17 protein-coding genes are annotated in these 18,955 nt (G+C 42.1%); 11 read left to right on the top strand and 6 right to left on the bottom strand.

Annotated features, from left to right (window positions below; translation table 11 throughout):
• Positions 1-26: 26 nt before the first annotated feature.
• Together NST85_RS21805 and NST85_RS21800 are read right to left on the bottom strand one after the other, a co-directional pair.
• Positions 27-434: an ASCH domain-containing protein gene (locus tag NST85_RS21805; RefSeq protein ID WP_341190379.1), complete on the bottom strand. Its 408-nt coding sequence runs from the start codon at positions 432-434 to the stop codon at positions 27-29.
• A gap of 50 nt (positions 435-484) precedes the next feature.
• Positions 485-1,369 carry an AraC family transcriptional regulator gene (locus NST85_RS21800; RefSeq protein ID WP_341190378.1) on the bottom strand — a complete coding sequence of 295 codons (885 nt, stop codon included), beginning with the start codon at positions 1,367-1,369 and terminating at the stop codon, positions 485-487.
• A gap of 204 nt (positions 1,370-1,573) precedes the next feature.
• Between NST85_RS21800 and NST85_RS21795 the strand changes: the two genes are divergently transcribed.
• From NST85_RS21795 to NST85_RS21770, 6 genes are all read left to right on the top strand, one after another.
• Entirely contained in the window at positions 1,574-2,167 is a 594-nt protein-coding gene (locus NST85_RS21795; RefSeq protein WP_341190377.1) for a YjgB family protein, read from the top strand.
• A gap of 233 nt (positions 2,168-2,400) precedes the next feature.
• Positions 2,401-4,191: an L-fucose isomerase gene (locus NST85_RS21790; protein ID WP_341190376.1), complete on the top strand. Its 1,791-nt coding sequence runs from the start codon at positions 2,401-2,403 to the stop codon at positions 4,189-4,191.
• Positions 4,192-4,606: 415 nt separating this feature from the next.
• Positions 4,607-5,266 carry a class II aldolase/adducin family protein gene (locus tag NST85_RS21785; protein ID WP_341190375.1) on the top strand — a complete coding sequence of 220 codons (660 nt, stop codon included), beginning with the start codon at positions 4,607-4,609 and terminating at the stop codon, positions 5,264-5,266.
• Positions 5,267-5,297: 31 nt separating this feature from the next.
• Positions 5,298-6,794: a rhamnulokinase gene (locus tag NST85_RS21780; protein WP_341190374.1), complete on the top strand. Its 1,497-nt coding sequence runs from the start codon at positions 5,298-5,300 to the stop codon at positions 6,792-6,794.
• 82 nt (positions 6,795-6,876) lie between these two features.
• Positions 6,877-7,308, top strand: a complete 432-nt coding sequence (fucU, locus tag NST85_RS21775; RefSeq protein ID WP_341190373.1) for an L-fucose mutarotase — start codon at positions 6,877-6,879, stop codon at positions 7,306-7,308.
• A 248-nt stretch (positions 7,309-7,556) separates the two neighbouring features.
• On the top strand, positions 7,557-8,177 hold the full coding sequence (locus NST85_RS21770; RefSeq protein WP_127192195.1) for an acetate uptake transporter: 621 nt from the start codon (positions 7,557-7,559) through the stop codon (positions 8,175-8,177).
• A gap of 89 nt (positions 8,178-8,266) precedes the next feature.
• On the opposite strand, the gene NST85_RS21765 is transcribed toward NST85_RS21770, so the two are convergent.
• The 3 genes from NST85_RS21765 to NST85_RS21755 form a co-directional block, all read right to left on the bottom strand.
• Complete coding sequence (locus tag NST85_RS21765) at positions 8,267-9,304, bottom strand: serine hydrolase domain-containing protein (RefSeq protein WP_127192196.1); 1,038 nt, start codon at positions 9,302-9,304, stop codon at positions 8,267-8,269.
• 294 nt (positions 9,305-9,598) lie between these two features.
• The gene (locus NST85_RS21760; RefSeq protein ID WP_341190372.1) at positions 9,599-10,219 is read right to left on the bottom strand and encodes a hypothetical protein; all 621 of its coding nucleotides are present in this window, start codon (positions 10,217-10,219) and stop codon (positions 9,599-9,601) included.
• A 184-nt stretch (positions 10,220-10,403) separates the two neighbouring features.
• On the bottom strand, positions 10,404-11,159 hold the full coding sequence (locus NST85_RS21755) for a DeoR/GlpR family DNA-binding transcription regulator (protein WP_341190371.1): 756 nt from the start codon (positions 11,157-11,159) through the stop codon (positions 10,404-10,406).
• Positions 11,160-11,404: 245 nt separating this feature from the next.
• Between NST85_RS21755 and NST85_RS21750 the strand changes: the two genes are divergently transcribed.
• The gene (locus NST85_RS21750; RefSeq protein ID WP_341190370.1) at positions 11,405-12,556 is read left to right on the top strand and encodes an iron-containing alcohol dehydrogenase; all 1,152 of its coding nucleotides are present in this window, start codon (positions 11,405-11,407) and stop codon (positions 12,554-12,556) included.
• 39 nt (positions 12,557-12,595) lie between these two features.
• On the top strand, positions 12,596-13,444 hold the full coding sequence (gene rhaD, locus NST85_RS21745; RefSeq protein ID WP_341190369.1) for a rhamnulose-1-phosphate aldolase: 849 nt from the start codon (positions 12,596-12,598) through the stop codon (positions 13,442-13,444).
• Positions 13,445-13,658: 214 nt separating this feature from the next.
• Here the strand turns inward: rhaD and NST85_RS21740 are convergent, their stop codons facing one another.
• Complete coding sequence (locus NST85_RS21740; protein WP_341190368.1) at positions 13,659-14,576, bottom strand: ArsR/SmtB family transcription factor; 918 nt, start codon at positions 14,574-14,576, stop codon at positions 13,659-13,661.
• A 400-nt stretch (positions 14,577-14,976) separates the two neighbouring features.
• On the opposite strand from NST85_RS21740, the gene arfA reads away from it, so the two are divergent.
• The 3 genes from arfA (at position 14,977) to NST85_RS21725 (ending at position 18,954) form a co-directional block, all read left to right on the top strand.
• Complete coding sequence (arfA, locus tag NST85_RS21735) at positions 14,977-16,473, top strand: arabinosylfuranosidase ArfA (RefSeq protein WP_341190367.1); 1,497 nt, start codon at positions 14,977-14,979, stop codon at positions 16,471-16,473.
• Positions 16,474-16,650: 177 nt separating this feature from the next.
• Positions 16,651-17,985: an ABC transporter substrate-binding protein gene (locus NST85_RS21730; protein WP_341190366.1), complete on the top strand. Its 1,335-nt coding sequence runs from the start codon at positions 16,651-16,653 to the stop codon at positions 17,983-17,985.
• A 75-nt stretch (positions 17,986-18,060) separates the two neighbouring features.
• The gene (locus NST85_RS21725; RefSeq protein WP_127192204.1) at positions 18,061-18,954 is read left to right on the top strand and encodes a carbohydrate ABC transporter permease; all 894 of its coding nucleotides are present in this window, start codon (positions 18,061-18,063) and stop codon (positions 18,952-18,954) included.
• The last annotated feature ends 1 nt before the right edge of the window (position 18,955 follow it).

The following is an 18,955-nucleotide window of genomic DNA, read 5'->3' as shown; positions in this document are numbered from 1 at the left end:
CATGACTTTTAGGGACCCTCTTTTTTTTATAGGTCTTCAACCAACTCAAATAACTCAACTATTAAATCCATCTCGTCTTTCAATTCAACGTTGATATCTTTCCACGCTAATCGGTGATCTTCTTGAAATTTATTTACGTCGTCCCCATCTCCTTCTCCTCGCACAAGTCTTAGATCGGGATTACCGAAGGTAGTCTCAAATACTTCGATCAGTCTAACATTACATCTGGGTTTACCTTCTTTATCATAGATGGTTAAAATTTCACCAACGGGTTCATATGTTTCTTGTAATTCTTGTTCTGAATATTCCTCTTTGGGAGCGCATGTAGCTGTCTTTTCGCCATTAAGGATTTGTTGTATTAACATTTCCCCTAACCCATTATCATTTTCCCAACCAAAAATCATTTTATTTTTACTTTCTTTAACTTCGGACATTTGAAACCTCCACACTTATCATATTTATCCAATGATTTATTCGAATATCATCATTTGGACGAGCCCGGCGTTATACTGCTGCTTCCTTTTCTTTTCTCCTCATCCCGGAACCCCGTGGGTGTTAGGCCAGTTACCTTTTTGAACAACATCGAGAAGTATTTATCGTTGCTGTAACCTACGCGGGCAGCGACTTCGTGCACAGGACAGCTACTCTCTGTTAACAACCGCTTAGACTCTTCAATTCTACGACGAATGAGATAATTGAAGGGAGAGTCGCCTAGATCTCTTTTGAATAGGTGGGATAGGTAATGCTGGCTGACATATAGCGTGTCGGCGATATCTTTTAACGTAATGTTCTGCGTGTAGTTTTTATCGATAAAATCTTTGGTCCGAATCGAAATTTCATTCTTGCCTTGGAGGGATTGGAACTGGTGCTTCACATCAACAATTCGGTAGATTAGCGTAATGAGGGACATGAGCAAGTTGTTGCTCAGTGTTTCGTAACCAAGCACTTGGGAGTCGCATTCCTGTAGCATTTCAGATAAATAACTTTCTACTTTAAAAGCGTACTTCTCGCAGGAGATGACCGGATCGACAGATGGAGGCAATAACATGCCAAATGGAACGCCTTCGATATGTAAGTTGTCGACGCCACAGTAGAACACCTTGAAGGGTCCGCCGCTAGAGGAACGCTCTTCGTGCTGGACGCCAGGATTATAAATGGCCATATCGCCTTGATTCAATATATAGGTCTTGCCGTTAATGTTAAATTCACCAGTTCCCTCAACAATATAGATCATTTCACAGAAATCATGAATTTGTGGGGCTGCATAGAAGGAGTACTCATCGACCACTTGTCCGGCAAAAAGTAGCTCAGGTGTCTTTTTGAAGCGGAAGCGGTCACTCTTGCTGTGGGGAATTTCGATCTTAGGCACGGTGGTTCCTCCCGTTCAATAATACTTCCATTATATATCATAGTGGGGGGAGACAACAGAATATAGGTAGTTAATTCGAGGTGTTCTTAGGAAATCTAGTATGTTTCTGTTGTTTTGCGATGAGTGAGAAAGGGTAAATATAAGAGAACTGTCATCTCCCAAAAATAAACATCATAAGTACCATACACAAGGAGGAAGTTCATTATGCGATTAAAACAGCCATTTTTAAAAATCACCATTGCTGCTGCATTGACGAGTATAGTTGGTATGGGAGCCGTTATATCCAGTTTGAGTTTTCTGCCTGTGAGTCACGCCGCAGCTGCAAGTGTAACTGTAACTGAAGCAGATTCGGAGCAAGCTTTGAAAACCTTGAACAGCTTCTATAAACCCGCTCTGAAAGGCCAGTTTCCTGGTTCCGTCAGCGGTCTTGCCGTAGGGAAAAGCACTCGTAAAGACGTGTCCAAACTGATTGGAGAACCGTATGAAAAGGGTGATAACTCGGACGCTTTTGATATCTATCATGCTGAAATGGGTAATCCGGGTTATGCATTTTCGTTTAGGTTGGACAAGATTCGTGAAATGCGCTATTTTGGTACGAATGTAGAGCGAGGAACCAATATCGGCGGCATTACCATGAACATGTTACGTAAGAACTGGTATGCCCCCGAGTCCACAACTACCATTAAAAATGGCAAGGTCAAACAAACGAAAATTACCTATCTTCGCGGCCAGTATAAATTGGAGTTTATTTTTAACAGCAGCACTGATTTGGATCATATTAATTTGATGCATTCTTAATCAATTTAAGAAATTCCGAACTTCATACGCGGGATTTATATAAATATCATTTGGCCGGTCAGAACTCCTGACTGGCTTATTTTTATTGAACTAAGAAATGATCACTTATCAAAAAGGTTCACTTTATGGACTATTTGTAGGCGGGTAAACAACAACATAGTGGGTTATCGTTTCCGGTTCCTCAATTTAGTATAGGAGTATAATATTCGAACTCCAAGGAGGAATTAACGACTATGATTGAAAGCACTTACAGATGGAAAGATGGATTTCCTAAGATAGGGATAAGACCAACGATAGATGGAAGAAGAAGAGGCGTGCGTGAGTCGCTTGAAGTACAAACTATGAACCTGGCAAAAGCTGTAGCGAGATTGCTATCAGAGCAGCTTCGTTATCCCAATGGGGAGCCGGTTGAGTGCGTAATTGCAGATACATGTATTGGTGGTTTTGCAGAAGCTGCTGCTGCCGCTAAGAAATTCAAAACCGCAGAGGTTGGTCTGACAATTACAGTGACACCTTGCTGGTGTTATGGAACAGAGACGATGGATACCGATCCAAGTCTGCCTAAAGCTGTATGGGGTTTCAACGGTACAGGTAGACCGGGAGCTGTGTATTTGGCGGCGGTGTTGTCAGCTCATGCACAAAAGGGACTGCCTGCTTTCGGTATTTATGGCGAGGACGTTCAGGACGAAGGAGATGACCGCATTCCGGCTGATGTGCAAGAGAAACTGCTACGGTTCGCTCGGAGTGGACTGGCTGTTGCATGCATGAAAGATCAAGCCTATTTATCCATGGGTTCCGTATCGATGGGGATCGCGGGTTCCATTGTGAACGACCAATTTTTCCAAGAATTTTTGGGTATGCGCAATGAATACATCGATATGAGTGAGTTTACTCGTCGTATGGAAGAAGGAATCTATGATCCCGAGGAATATGAGAAGGCCTTTGCTTGGGTGAAGGAAAATTGCAAAGAAGGATCAGATAACAATCCAGAACATCTGCAAACATCCCGTGAACGTAAGGATTGGGAATGGGAAATGGTTGTAAAAATGACGCTGATTACGCGAGATTTGATGATCGGTAACCCACGCTTGGCTGAACTTGGTTATGGCGAAGAAGCGCAAGGGCACCATGCCATTGTCTCCGGCTTCCAAGGTCAACGCCAGTGGACAGATCATGCTCCGAATGGTGATTTCATGGAAACGATACTGAATTCCTCATTCGATTGGAATGGCAAACGTTCTCCCTACATGGTGGCAACCGAAAACGATAGCCTGAACGGAGTTGGCATGTTGTTTGGTTATTTACTTACGAATACAGCGCAAATTTTCGCCGACGTTAGAACCTATTGGAGCCCGGATTCAGTAGAACGGGTGACTGGACATAAGTTGGAAGGTCGTGCAGCTAACGGAATTTTACACTTGATCAATTCAGGATCTGCAACGCTGGATGGCACGGGAGAACAAATGATAGATGGCAAACCTGCCATGAAGCCTTTCTGGGAAATAAGTGATGAAGAAGTAGAGAACATGCTGAAGGCTACCGAGTGGCGTCCAGCATCTGTGGAGTATTTCCGAGGCGGTGGATTCTCTACTGATTATCTCACACGTGGGGAAATGCCGATGACGATGGCACGCCTCAACTTGGTGAAGGGACTTGGTCCCGTGCTGCAAATCGCAGAAGGTTATTCCGTAGAATTACCAGAGCACGTACACGAAACGTTGGATAATCGTACAGACCCAACTTGGCCGACCACTTGGTTTGTGCCGAATCTGACAGACAACGGCGCATTTACAAGCGTGTATGACGTAATGGACAACTGGGGCGCTAATCATGGCGTAATCAGCTATGGTCATATCGGAGCCGACCTGATCACTCTAGCTTCCATACTTCGTATCCCAGTTAGCATGCACAATGTGCCGAAAGAGCAAATATTCCGTCCACGCGCTTGGGGACTATTCGGAACAGAGCAAGCCGAGAACGCCGACTTCCGCGCCTGCCAGAGCTTCGGACCTCTCTATAAATAACCCCCGCATGTGGGGGTTGCACTTTTTTTCGGAATTTCAGCAGTGGTGAAAAACTAGCGGAGCGAGGCGGGCGTTAGATATGTTCGCCTTGATCCTCGGATTTCATTTGGCGATGTATAAGTTGTTCTAGAGAATAGTGGATAGGCAAGAGTGTGAAATGATTCTGAAGAAGCGGAGCGTTCACCTTTGTTCATAGATTTCTACTACAAATGAATTCATATAATTAAGGAAATCTAGGAACAACAGTGATCGTAAGAACATTTCACAATCGCTGCCTAATTAGCGAGAATCGGTAGTTCAACTTATATAGCGGTACAAATTCAAGAAATCCGAGGATAACAGCGATCGAAAGCCCAAATTCTTCTCGAAGTTACGATGTTACCACCAGTATGAATTAAAAAGGGGAGACAACATCATGCAAAATATGGATACACGCCAAGAACTATGCAAATACGCCCGCAAAATCGTGGACAACGGCTTAGTCGTTGGACCAGGAGGGAACATTAGCGCCCGGTCGGGAGACAAAATGTACCTATCACCGAGTGGTTTTGCTCTTGAAGATATCGAGCCAGAACAATGGGTTGAAGTGGATATCCCTACAGGTGAAATAACCGATAACGGCTTTCGGCCGTCATCAGAGGTGCTAATGCACTTATACGGATATCGGCAGAAGCCAGATATGGGAGCCATGGTTCATACTCATCCTTCACATTGTATTGCGTTCACTTTAATAGAAGAGAATTTGCCAATGATGTTCCCGGATCAAGCGGCACTCGTTGGTAGAACAGCCTTTATTCCTTATTTGATTCCGACAACGGACCTGTTAGCCGATGCAGTTGCTGCGAAGGTAAATGAGGCAAGTTCAATTCTGCTTGGAAATCATGGTCTAGTAACAACGGGTCGCAACTTGAGGGAAGCTTATTACCGCACACAGGTTGTAGAGGAGAGTGCGAAGATTTACTTAAGCGCGAAGGCTGCAGGAACTCCGGTTCCGTTGACAGATCAGGAGGTTGCGGACATCGCAGCACTAGAAAGTGAAGATTACCGAATTCAACTCCTACAAAAAATGAAGTAATACTGTTATATAAAAAGGGTGGTGCGGCTTCATGAATAACACCGCTACGGTGCTTGCATTTGATATTGGAGCTAGCAGTGGACGGGCGTTGATTGGGCAAATTGTTCAGCAGAATAGTGGCGAGCCTGGTCTGCTGACGATCACGGAAATTCATCGTTTTCCGAACATCCCTGTCCAGATCGGCAATCATTTACATTGGGACACGGTGATGTTGCTTCAAGAAGTAAAAAATGGCATTCGCAAGGCATTTCAAGCCGGATATACACCGGAGAGTTATGGGATTGACACTTGGGGCGTCGATTTTGGATTGCTGGATAGCCAAGGTGAGTTGCTCGGTATTCCATATCATTACCGTGATCCGCAAACAGAAGGTTTAATAGATGAGCTGAATGAAAAGCTAGGGCGGGAGCGTTTATTTCAGGAAAGTGGTCTGCAATTCATGCCGTTTAATACAATTTATCAATTGTATGCCATGCTAAAGGCGGGTTCTCCGAAGCTGGATATTGCGGAGACGCTGCTGCTTACACCGGATTTATTGCATTATTTTCTGACGGGGGAAAAAGTGTGCGAGTTTACAATGGCGACGACAACGCAGTTATATGATGCGGGTCAAAACGTTTGGAACAAGCCGCTTATGAAGGAGCTTGGCTTATCGCCTTCCTTATTCTTGGATCCCATTGAACCCGGTACAGTCATCGGAACTCTTAGTGAAGAGGTATGCCGGGAGTTGAAGGTGCCGTCTATCAAAGCTATCGCTGTTGCTTCCCATGATACGGAGTCAGCAGCAGCAGCTGTGCCAGCGCATAGCACTGATTTTGCCTATTTGGTGTGCGGAACATGGTCACTACTAGGGACTGAGCTATCTGAAGCACTGCTTCTCCCGGAGGTGCTGGAGCATAACTTTTCAAACGAAGGTGGCGCTTTCGGTACATTCCAGCTGCTAAAAAACATCATGGGCCTATGGATCTTACAGGAATGCAAGCGCAGATGGGAATTGAATGGAGTTAACTTGTCCTTCCCTGAGATGGTGAAACTTGCCGAGGCGGCAGAGCCTTTCCGTAGCTTGATCGACCCAGATGATCTGCGTTTTATGAATCCAGCGGATATGGTAGAGACGATAGCTGAATATTGCCGGGAGAGTGGGCAACTTGTACCGGAGACGGAAGGGCAGTTTATCCGCTGTATTTTGGAGAGCCTTGCACTGCGTTATCGTGAGGTGCTGGAGAAAACAGAGGTGTTGGCGGGCCGTTCGTATGCTGGATTGCATATGGTTGGTGGCGGCATTCAGAACGAACTACTCTGCCGATTTACTGCGGAAGCCATTGGCCGACCTGTATGGGCCGGACCGATTGAGGCTAGCGCTATTGGTAATATGCTACTGCAGTTTGTGGCAGGAGGACATGTACAGCATAAAGAAGAGGGCATTGAACTTGTGAAACGCTCATTTCCATTAGCGGTCTACCATCCAGAAACCCCAGAATTATGGTCTGCTGCGTTCCAAAAATATGTACAGATTACAGGCAGATAAGGCGTCTAGTTGGCTTCTAAAGGTACGATAAATGTACTGCTGAGCTCTACGCAAAGAATCAACTTTTACGGGAGGGCTATGTATGCTAAAAGGAATTTCTAACTTGATATCACCAGAATTGATCAAAGTTTTGATGGAAATGGGTCACTCCGATGAAATAGTATTTGCCGATGGCAACTTTCCAGCAGCCAGTCATGCCCAACGCCTTGTGCGTTGCGACGGGCATGGAATACCAGAATTGCTGAACGCAGTGCTCCCGCTGTATCCTTTGGATACCTATGTGGATCGTCCTGTGTCGCTGATGGCCGTAACGCCCGGAGATACGGTAGAGACACCGATTTGGCGGCAGTATAAGCAAATTGTGAGTGATCATCACCCGGTAGCAGATGTGTTTGAGGAAGTGGAACGGTTCGCTTTTTATGAGCGGGCGAAAAAAGCATATACGATCGTATCGACAGGTGAAAGGGCGCTTTATGCTAATATTATTTTGAAAAAGGGTGTTATTACGCAGTAAAACATAACTGAATCATTAAAGTTTAAAACACAGCGGCAGCTCCTATGAGAAATGCTACTGTGTTTTTTGTGCGGATTTCTATTGAGTGAACCCCTCATACTTTTCCGCCACCATTCACTGTTAATCGGGGATATAATATAAGATTATACAAAATGTTCAAAAAAGGTTGCTAATTCCTTTATGCAATTTGTATTAGGTATGATATGATATGTCAGTTGAAATTTATTGTATCGGAGGCTTCATTCTTCATGTCATCGCAGTCTTATCAAAACGTGAAAATTGTTAGTGCGGATCCTAGCGCTATCGGCCTGTTTGGACTGGCCATCGTCACACTTGTGGCATCTTCACAAAAGCTTGAGATTACTTCAGGATTGAGTTATGTCATTCCTTGGGCTATATTTCTCGGGGCTTTTGCACAATTGTTCGCTTGCATTCAAGATGCTAAGCACAACAATACCTTCGGCATGACCGCATTTGGCGCATACGCCTTTTTCTGGTTTGCCATGGGGACCAGTTGGTTGATCAAACTCGGTGTATTCGGTCCTGAACTGGCGTCTACTATCGATGTGAAACAAATGGGCTTCGCTTTTCTTGGGTACTTAGTATTCACCTTGTTCATGACTCTTGGGGCTATGGAGACGCATAAAGTGTTGTTTACCATCTTTGTGCTCATTGATTTCTTGTTCCTTGGATTGACACTAGACTCTTTTGGAGTAGGTGGAGGAGCTTTCCATACTGTAGCGGCTATCGCTGAGTTAGGAATTGCAATTATGTCGCTATACGGTTGTGGCGCTGCTGTATTGAATACACATTTCGGTCGTGTCTTTTTACCAGTAGGGAAACCGTTTGGAATATTTAAGAAATACTAGGATCGACATAAGTTAATATGAAAAAAATATGTAACAACAAGGGGGGCTTTCATGAATTTGAAAGTGCTCCCTTGTTATTTAAGAGAGAATTATAACGTTAGTGAATTGAATATTTCCCCAATGATCCCCTGTAATTGATGAACACCTAAATCTGCATTTGTCATAATGACTGCACCAGTCCCCTTATATGGATACGCCACCAGCATACATTGAAATCCTACACCCCAACCTAGCGAAGAAATTTTAAGTTCTTGTTCTGCACCATCTAGAAACACCCCAAGTCCAGTCCACTCTTTACATCCTTGAGAAGTAATAAACTCCTTTGCCTTACTTTGAGATAGTCCCAAGTTACTTCTACCTTGTAAGGAATTCATTAATTCCACCACCAAAATGGCTAAATCTGAGGGTGTTGACCACAATCCAGCAGCTGCGGGAAAAGGATATATCGGATACTTGCTATCAACCACATGTCCATTTTTGTTATGTCCACAAGAAAAATCATCGTTTATTACTTCTGATATGTACTGCACAACAAATGTGCTGTTATTCATATTTAACGGTCTAAATATATGTTCTGTTACCATAACCTCAAAGGGCCTTCCTGAAGCATCTTCTATCAGTTGTTGTATGATACAAAATCCAGCATCTGAATATTGAAAGTCACTCCCAGGTTCATACTGAACTTGAATTGCTTCTTTACAATAAGCGGTTTTTCCCTCTAATAATTCAACCATGGTAGGAATCCCTTGCGTGGAATCAAATTCACCAAAGCTTCCTTCAGGATCGATGATCCCCGATTGATGACTTAGTAATGTTCGAAGGGTGACTTTTTTGTCCAGAGTAAATTCATTCGTGGGAACCTTCCAAGAAGTAAGCCTATTATTTATATCTTCATCTAAATCGAGCATACCTAATTCTATTAACTTCAAAACTAGCATTGAAGTTATAAATTTACTTATTGAACAGGCATGAAAAATTGAATGATTACTTACCCTGTTATTGGTTCCTGATTCAAGAACACCAAAGCCTTCAGCTGTACTAATTTGACCATTGCCTATTAGAGCTATGCTTAAGCCAGATACATTATAAAACTTCATACGTTCATCCATACTTATATTCAATTCCATACTAAGCTGTCACCACCTAATTTTTACTATATTATAGAACGTTTGTTCTCGTTTGGCAAATAAATTTGATACGATGGTGACAGAACAGATAATTTAGAAGGCAGGATATTGTTACTGCGGCATGTGTTTTGACATACAAATTGCCCGTCCGATAGAAGATGACGATAGTTGCATCTATTGGAAGGGTAGTTTATATGGTGAAGTTTGGCGCAATCTAAAAAAATCAGTGGTTTACAAAACGTAACGCTGCTTCACACCGTAGGGCTGTCTCCCGCTGATTTTGGTTTTGAGCTATTATTTCGATAACGATTTGATGATTTTATTTAATCTCTTGCTCTGTGAATCCGTCAAATCATCTTTTCGTTTTTCTAAAACCCTTACAAACTCTTTGGTATTATCAGCCGTAATACATATCATCATTCTCTCAGCGTGTTGAGGGACCTCTTTCGACCTGCAAGTAGCTAAATGCTGCATTAGAAATGGAAATACTTCTTCCTGATATAGTTCATTCGCTTTGCAGAGCTTCGCCAATACAGTGATACTGTTATCTACAGTAATAACACTGCCCGCCTCATAGGCTTTTTTAACAATATCCAACTTACTGTATATTTCATCCGCACTTAAGTCAGCTATCGTTGCCAATGCTGTCATGCTTCCCCAAGCCAAACGGTTGTTTTTGGAGAGTAGAAGTGAGATAAAGTCTTCAGTATATTCCGCAATCAATTCAGGCTTTCTACTGCCGATTTCATATAGTACTTTAATACAATCATTCGCGATGGCTTTATCTGTACTCTTTAATCCATGAACAATTTCCTCGATGCCTTTAATATTGTTAGTCTCACAAAGTTCAACAGCTAACTCAATATTAGGCTCCTCATCATTTCGCCCTAGGCTACTCGCTAATTTTGTTAACATATTCAAAAAACCACCTGTCTATAGGGCTTGAGATGTCACGTTCGTCTTTGCCGTGTGATTGTAACCCCATAGGGTATTATCCAATAGAAAACAATCACACGGCAACAACGATCGAAAGATCAACGACCAACGAAGCGCCCCAATCGCACCTTTTCCCTACTCTGCTCTTCTTTTCACCGCAATTCTAATACACCACTTCGATATTTTTACGCCCCAACAACTCCAACCACTCCGCAGATGGCTTACGATCTGTGATTAGATAGTCGATTTGTTCCAAATCTGCTAGCTTAACGAAGGCCGTTTTATCGAATTTGGTATGGTCAGCCAGTAGAATGATCCGGTCGGCATGGCTCAGCATATATTTCTTCAACTCACACTCGGGTTCGTTGGAATCCGAGATGCCTTTATCAAGCGACAATCCCTTGCAGCCAATGACGGCGGTATCCACATTATATTTCTGCACGGTATCATGTGCAGTTGGTCCAACTAGTGACAAAGAGCGAGAACGAAGCGAACCACCTGTGGAGATGATGTTTAAAGCCGAACTAGCGAATTCGTGTAGGATGTTGATCGAATTCGTGATGACGGTTAGGTTATTTTTGTTATTTAGCGTTTTCATAAATTCAAATGAGGTGGAGCTAGGATCAACCATTAGCGTATCTCCATCATTGATCAGATCCATGGCTTTCAGAGCTATTTCTCGTTTCATATCCATATTAATTGTATTACGTGTTGTATAGGGAAGGTCTTCGTTAGTATGTCTGTTCAGCACGGCTCCGCCATATGTACGGCTTAAAATACCTTCCTTCTCCAACTTTTCGAGATCACGACGGATCGTCTCTTCCGTTACATCGAACATTTTACTTAAGTCAGATACAAGCACGCGCTTGTCCTGATGGATCAGGTCGATTATTCTCTGTCTTCTTTCTGGAGCCAACATACTCATCACCTCATATTTATCTCATGTCCTGTAAAGCTCAAGACTGTTTTCTCTATCATAACGATAAAACAGTTTTGTTGGCAACTGTCACAAACAAAACAACAAACAAAATAAAACAACATAAAATATCTTTATTTTGTTGACAACAAAGATTTACGAAGGTAGGATGAAATTGTAAATGGCAGTTATCGATCAATTATCAAAATATGTGATGAACTAAAGATGACATGGGAGGCTTATTGAGAATGAGTACACGTGTTTACTATGTTCCGTCAATTAACATTATGGGCAAGGGATGTCTGGGTGATATCGGTCCGTACATTCAGGAGTTGAAGCTACGGAAAGCACTTGTTGTAACTGACAAGTTCCTCATGAAATGTGGGATCGCGGCCAAAGTACTTACAATATTGGACGGAGCGGGCATTCCATACGCTATTTATGATGATGTTAAGCCAAACCCGACTTGCAAAAATGTACATGATGGCGTTGATTTCCTGATAGCTAACGATTGTGATTTTCTCATATCCATTGGTGGTGGTTCACCGCAGGACACAGCGAAAGCAATCGGGATTATTGCTACAAATGGCGGTCATATTACACAGTACGAAGGAGCTCATAAGTCAGCCAATAAGTCATTGCCGATCGTTGCGATCAATACAACTTCCGGTACTTCAAGTGAAGTAACCGTTAACTATGTCATTACCGATGAAGATCGTAAGGTCAAAATGGTGATGGTCGATAAGAACAGTTTGGCCACCATCTCGGTTAATGACCCTGAACTAATGGTCGATAAGCCAGCCGACTTAACTGCTGCTACAGGAATGGATGCATTAACCCATGCGATTGAGGCACTCGTTACACCAGGAGCATATCCCGTAACGGATGCAACGGCATTGGCAGCTGTTGAAATTATTTTTAACTACTTACCACGAACCGTGAAGAACGGACATGATATCGAAGCTCGGGAACAAATGGTTTATGCTATTTTCCTAGGCGGACTTGCTTTCAATAATGCGGGTCTGGGGTATGTGCACGCGATGGCGCATCAACTTGGCGGAGTTTACGACCTACCTCATGGTGTGTGTAATGCAATGCTACTTCCATATGTGGAAGAGGAGAACGCTAAATATGTACCAGAGAAATTCCGCAATATTGCCAAAGCGATTGGTTGTGAAGTGGCTGGAAAATCAGATAAAGAGTGTGCAGACTTCGTTGTCGAAGCGATCAAGGCTCTCTCGAAAGAGGTTGGGATTCCCTCTAAACTATCGGAGCTTGGTGTGAATGAGGTCGATTTGGATCTATTAGCTGAAAATGCGATGAAAGATGCCTGCGCACCAGGCAATCCGTTCATACCAACGAAAGAAGAAGTTATCACTTTATTCAAAAAAATACTGTAGAAGCTATAAAGAAAATACATTTAGAGGAGAGAACCTATTATGAGCAAACTAACTATTGAAGAAACAGCAGGTTATATAGCACAGACAGAAGCGCCTTTTATTAAAGAAATGGCAGAGATCACTTACCATATGTGGAACCTAGGTTGGGACGAACGTAATGGCGGTAACATTAGTTACTTGTTAGATGAAGCAGAAGTTGCCAAGTACATTCACATCGGGCAGGCAGATCGAAGTATCAAGCTCTCTTTCCCTGTTCAGGAACTAGCGGGTAAATACTTTATCGTCACGGGTTCAGGTAAGTATTTCAGAAACGTGATCTCTAATCCAGAAGCTAACTTGGGTGTAATTCGGGTATCCGCAAGTGGGGATAGCGTAGAGGTACTATGGGGACTTCGTGATGGAGCTGTTCCTACTAGTGAGCTAGCTTCGCATTTTATGAGTCATATTGAGCGCCTAAAAGTAGATCCTTCCCACCGCATCGTGATGCACTGTCATGCAACAAATGCTCTAGCAATGACGTTCATTCATGATCTGGATGAGAATAAGTTAACCAAGACGTTATGGGAAATGTGTACGGAATGTCTCGTTGTGTTCCCAGACGGCGTCAGCGTGATTCCTTGGATGGTGCCTGGTAGTAATGAAATCGGCCGAGCAACTGCCGATAAAATGAAAGAGCGCCGGGTAGTAATTTGGCCGCAACATGGTATTTTCGGTACAGGTTCGACGATGGATGAGACATTTGGGCTAATTGAAACGGTGGAGAAGGCAGCGCAAATCTATATGCTAGTCGCTCATCATGAGATCAAGCAAAGAATTACGGATCAGGAGCTTATCGATTTGGCGAAGGCATTCGGAGTAACTCCAGTACCGGGGATCTTAAAAGGGTAATTGTTCTTTTACCGGGAAAACCTCCCGATAATTTGGTAGAATATCTATCATTACAATAATTAACTGGAAATAATCTAGGTGTTATTATCAAGTTTGCCTCAGTTGTAAACATCGTTATAAACGACAAGAAGTGTTGCAATACAGGACTGGGAGTAAAACGTCCATATATAATAAACAGGGTCCTCCATCAATATAGTGGAGGACCCTGTTCATCTTATAACTCATGCACATCATACAACACTCGAGCCAACAGATCTTGGCTGTAGTTGCCGAAATTTTTACCGTAAATGGTCAGGCCACGTTTATTGATGGGGCTGTCGGTGACTGCGATCCGGAAGGTCAACTCACTTTTATAATCTAATTGGATTTGATCCAAAGTGACATCCGAAATTCGGCACCCGTCGATGAAACTTCCTTCATTGTTGATACGGATGAGCTTCAGCATTCCATATTGATTCAGGTGAGGTGGCCACCAGTCTGGATTGAAGGTTCCCCTCGTATCTCCAAAGTCTCCTGGACTCGTCCAGAAACCGATCTCAATTCCATTCACATAGAAATAAATGTCTGATGGATAGTTGTCAGAGAAGCCAGGGGCTTCTGAGCCAAGCTCCATAGAAAATTGAATTTCGCGGAAAGTTTGGTTAGGCTTAAGGTAGTTAGGGATACGATACTCCAGAAATCCATCAGCCAACCAAATAATCTCCGAATCGATTCGTTGTGGATCAGCAAAATACCTAGGATCATCGAAATCACCGATAATACTGTCTTTGGTAGCCAATCCACAGGTAGGAATGGCTTGATAATTGCTGAAATGTCCAACTTGGATTTCTACCTCATATAAGTTCTCAACAGCTTTGCTGCGGAGATCGACCATGAGTTTGTCTTTGTTCAAATAACAAATTTTCTGAATGCCATGTTTGCCAACTGAAGTATTTATCTCAATTAATCCGCTCTCTTCGAGCTTCTTGATGTGCATGGTTATCGCCCCATTACTAATATTCAGTTTCGTGGCGAGATCATTTAAGTTAAGCGCTTGATTCTTGGCTAGTAATTCGAGGATTTGAATTCTTACTTCTGAACTTAATGCTTTGAAAATATCAATACCGCTCATCAAATCCTTAATATAGATCATGTAAGATAACCTTCTTCCAATAGGAAATATGTATTTTGTTTATTTTAGATCATTATAAACCAATTGGGTCGTTAAAGGAAGTATCAGATCTAAAAATGTAAAATAATTTCAAATAATAGTTAAAAATTGCATAATTATAAGCTTTGTGTTCACATAAACCTAAATCAAATTACCGAACACACTGAATTTATTCCTAGAAAAGGCTAATAAACGAGCTTTTTCATACTAATTTCGACTTTTGTTTATATAAATGTGAAAAGGTTTAGATTTATGTTTACAATCTAGGTTCTTATATGTTATTTTATACTTGTAAACGTATTCATTCAAGTATTTTTAAATCAATTCATAATTCTTGAAATGGAAGGTGATGGATTTGTCGGCAACAGCAACTAGAGCAAGGATGATCGTAGACAAAGCTTTTAAGATCGCCGAAGTGGATCAACGGATTTATGGTTCGTTTATTGAACATCTGGGACGGGCAGTTTATGGGGGCATTTATGAGCCTACGCATTCCACTGCGGATAACTTTGGTTTCCGCAACGATGTCAAACAGTTAGTTAGAGAATTGAATGTACCAATTATACGTTATCCAGGTGGTAATTTCGTATCTGGGTACAATTGGGAGGATGGTGTGGGACCGGTAGATCAGCGGCCCAAACGGTTGGATCTAGCTTGGAGAACGATAGAGCCAAATTTTGTCGGAACCAATGAATTTATGAACTGGGCTAAAGAGGTTGGTTCTGAAGTCATGATGGCTGTCAATCTCGGAACTCGCGGGGTTGATGCGGCAAGAAATCTTCTAGAATATTGCAATCATAAAGGTGGAAGTTATTGGAGTGACTTGCGCCGGAGTCATGGATACGAACAACCGCATGGTATCAAAACTTGGTGTCTCGGCAATGAAATGGATGGCCCTTGGCAAATCGGACAGAAGACACCTCAGGAGTACGGGAGGTTGGCCTATGAGACAGGTAAGGCGATGCGTCTCGTAGATCCAAGTATTGAACTCGTATCTTGTGGAAGTTCAAGTACGGGAATGCCAACGTTCCCAGAGTGGGAAGCAGTTACACTCGATCATACTTACGAGGTTGCTGATTATGTTTCTCTTCATCAATATTATGGTAACAGGGACAATGATTCGGCTAACTATTTGGCTCGGACGATGGATATGGAGCATTTTATCCGTACGGTCACAGCTACTTGTGATTACATCAAGGCCAAGAAACGCAGTAAAAAAACAATGTACCTCAGCTTCGACGAATGGAATGTCTGGTATCATTCAAACGATGCCGATACTCAAATCGAACCTTGGAGCGTAGGACCACCGCAATTGGAAGATGTGTATAATTTTGAGGATGCACTGCTCGTGGGAAGTATGCTCATTACGTTCCTACGTCATGCCGATCGGGTAAAGATGGCATGTATGGCTCAATTGGTCAATGTCATCGCTCCAATTATGACGGAGAATGGCGGACGGGCCTGGAAGCAGACGATATTCTATCCATATCTACATACTTCGATTTATGGTCGTGGTGTCTCGCTTCAGCCGATCGTAGATTCGCCGGTATATGATGCTCAGGATTATACGGATGTGCCTTACCTTGATAGTGCTGTTGTCTATAACGAAGCGGAAGAAGAAGTTACTATCTTTGCTGTTAATCGCAATCTGCAAGAGTCGCTTGATCTAGAGTGTGATGTACGTGGATTTGAGGGATATCGTCTGGTTGAACACATTGTACTCGAACATGAGGATTTAAAAGCGGTTAATACAGCGGCTGAAGAGAAAGTTAAACCCCATTCTAAAGGGACTGCTATTTGTAAAGATGGCTACGTTAATGCGAGATTATCAAAGGCTTCATGGAATGTTATTCGTTTGAAAAAAGAACAATCTAATTAATTTACTAGAACGGCTGATGATGGTTGTTCGATCTCCCGAAATAAAGAGGCTTCATAAGCTATGCACAACATGATAACGCTTACAGATTGTTGAATGAACGAGTAGCTAGATGATGTGAATGTGACTGTATGCGAAGTGTGTAGATAAAACTAATGAAATTCCAGGGAGGGTTTAAGTATGAAGAATAAAGGTGCTATTTTATTAATTATCATGTCAATGATATTGGTGTTATCTGGATGTGGGAAATCATCAAACTCATCATCAGGTGGAGAAAAATCGGTCCTTGATGCTGGAGCTGGAGAGAATGCAACGGAATTGTCCTATTGGACATTCGTAGAATTGCACGGACAGCATTTTGAGAAAATGCTAGAGAAATGGAATGTAGCTAATCCAGATCGCCAAATCAAGTTGAATGTTACCGTTATGCCATATGATGATATGCACAATAAATTGTCGATTGCCCTACAAACGGGTGTAGGTGCTCCTGATATTTCAGATATTGAGCTTGGAAAATATCCAGACTTTTTAGCCGGGACACCACAATTAGAATCGTTAAATGATGTGGTAGAGCAGTACAAAGAATCGATAGTTCAATCTCAGTTGGATCTTTATAGCAAAGAAGGAACAGTATACGGGTTGTCTACCCACGTTGGAGCAACTGTAGCATTCTATAACACTGAAATTTTAGACGAAGCAGGAGTCAATTATAAAGATATTGTAACATGGGATGATTTCAAAAAAGCCGGAATTCAAGTCTATGAAAAAACCGGAAAATATATGGGAACAGCGGATACAAGTGCAGTATGGCAAGAATCATTACTTCTAGCACAACAAGGAGCAGATCTTACAGATGATTCTGCAAATCCGATAGTTAATTCTCCAGAAATGATCAAAGCTTTGACTATGTTAAAAGATTTGAAAGATAACAATGTTATTTCTACTATTGCAGGAGGACAGCCGGATACTGAGGAAGCCTATGGTGAATATAACGCCGGAAATTATGTAACTGCATTCATGCCTTTGTGGCAGATGTCTAGATACACAAACTATATGGCGGATCTGTCTGGAAAGATCGCGATTGCTCCACTACCCGTGTTTGAAAAAGGAATGCCTAGATCATATGGTGGTGGCGGAACTGCAACGGTTGTAACAAAAACGGCCAAAGATGTTCAATTGGCGAAGGAATTTATCGCTTATGCCAAATTATCATTGGATGCAAATATTGAGATTTGGAACACACTCGGATTTGACCCAATCAATATGTCTGTTTGGGACATGAAAGATGTAACACATAATCCAGAAAATCAATTCGTGAAGTATTTTGTCAACAATCCATTTGATGTCTTGAATGAAGTGAAAGATGAAATCATGTTGATTAAGTCTACTTCTGCTTCCCCTACGATTAACAATGTTCTTTGCACAGTTACATTAAATGAAATCTTTGAAGATGGTAGGGATGTTACGGAGGCGTTAAATGCGGCTCAGGAGCAAATCGTACAGGATCTTAAATAATCAAGCATTAAGATGATAAAATGATGAGCTACTCTGACTGGGTAGCTCTCTATTTTAAGAAAAAGGAGTAAAGAGATGCTAAAAAAATTCTTATACTCACAAAAGGTTGCTCCTTACGTGTTCGTGCTACCGTTCATCTTAGTATTCATTATATTCTGGCTGTATCCACTCGGTAATTCATTTGGGATGAGCTTTCAAAAGACCACGCTAGGTCAGGAAGCCCAGTGGGTTGGCTTCGATAACTATTCGAAATTGATGGGTGACGGTATCTTTCTAAAAGCGGTAACTAATAGCGTAATCTACATGATCATGACATTAGCTATATTAATACCGTTTCCTATGTTGTTTGCAGTTTTGATTAATAACAAATTTATGTGGGGAAGAGAATTCTTCAAATCAGCGTTTTTCTTTCCAGCACTGACTTCCGTTGTCGTAGCCGGTACAATTTTTAGATTGATGTTCGGCGAAATGGAAGGTTCTTTGATCAATAGCTTTCTAGGACTCTTTGGCATGGAGCCGATGAAATTTTTAAAGGGGCAGTTTACGGGTTATATCGCTCTGATCGCATTGGCTACATGGAGATGGACCGGAGTTAATATGTTGTATTTTCTATCTGGATTAAAAAATATTCCGGACGATTATTACGAAGCTGCTTCAATTGACGGGGCATCCGCTTTTCAAAAATTCACAAGAATTACAATGCCTCTATTAAAACCTACAACAATTTATGTCTTAACCATTAGTATTTACGCAGGTTTGGCTATGTTTATTGAGAGCATGATGTTATGGAATGGTAACAATTCGCCTAAAAATATCGGTCTTACCATAGTCGGTTACTTGTACCGGCAGGGGATTGAGAAGAATAACCTTGGGTATGCCGCTGCTGTAGGTATTGTGTTGCTAGCGATCACCATGATCATTAACTTAACACAATTAGCATTCTCTGGCATGTTTAAGAAGGAGGATTAAA

The sequence above is a fragment of the Paenibacillus sp. FSL K6-2524 genome (genome assembly GCF_038005525.1).
In the GTDB taxonomy this organism is placed as follows: Bacteria; Bacillota; Bacilli; order Paenibacillales; family Paenibacillaceae; genus Fontibacillus; species Fontibacillus anaericanus.
Note: the sequence above shows the minus strand (reverse complement) of the source record. Positions and strands in the feature narration are given on the sequence as shown.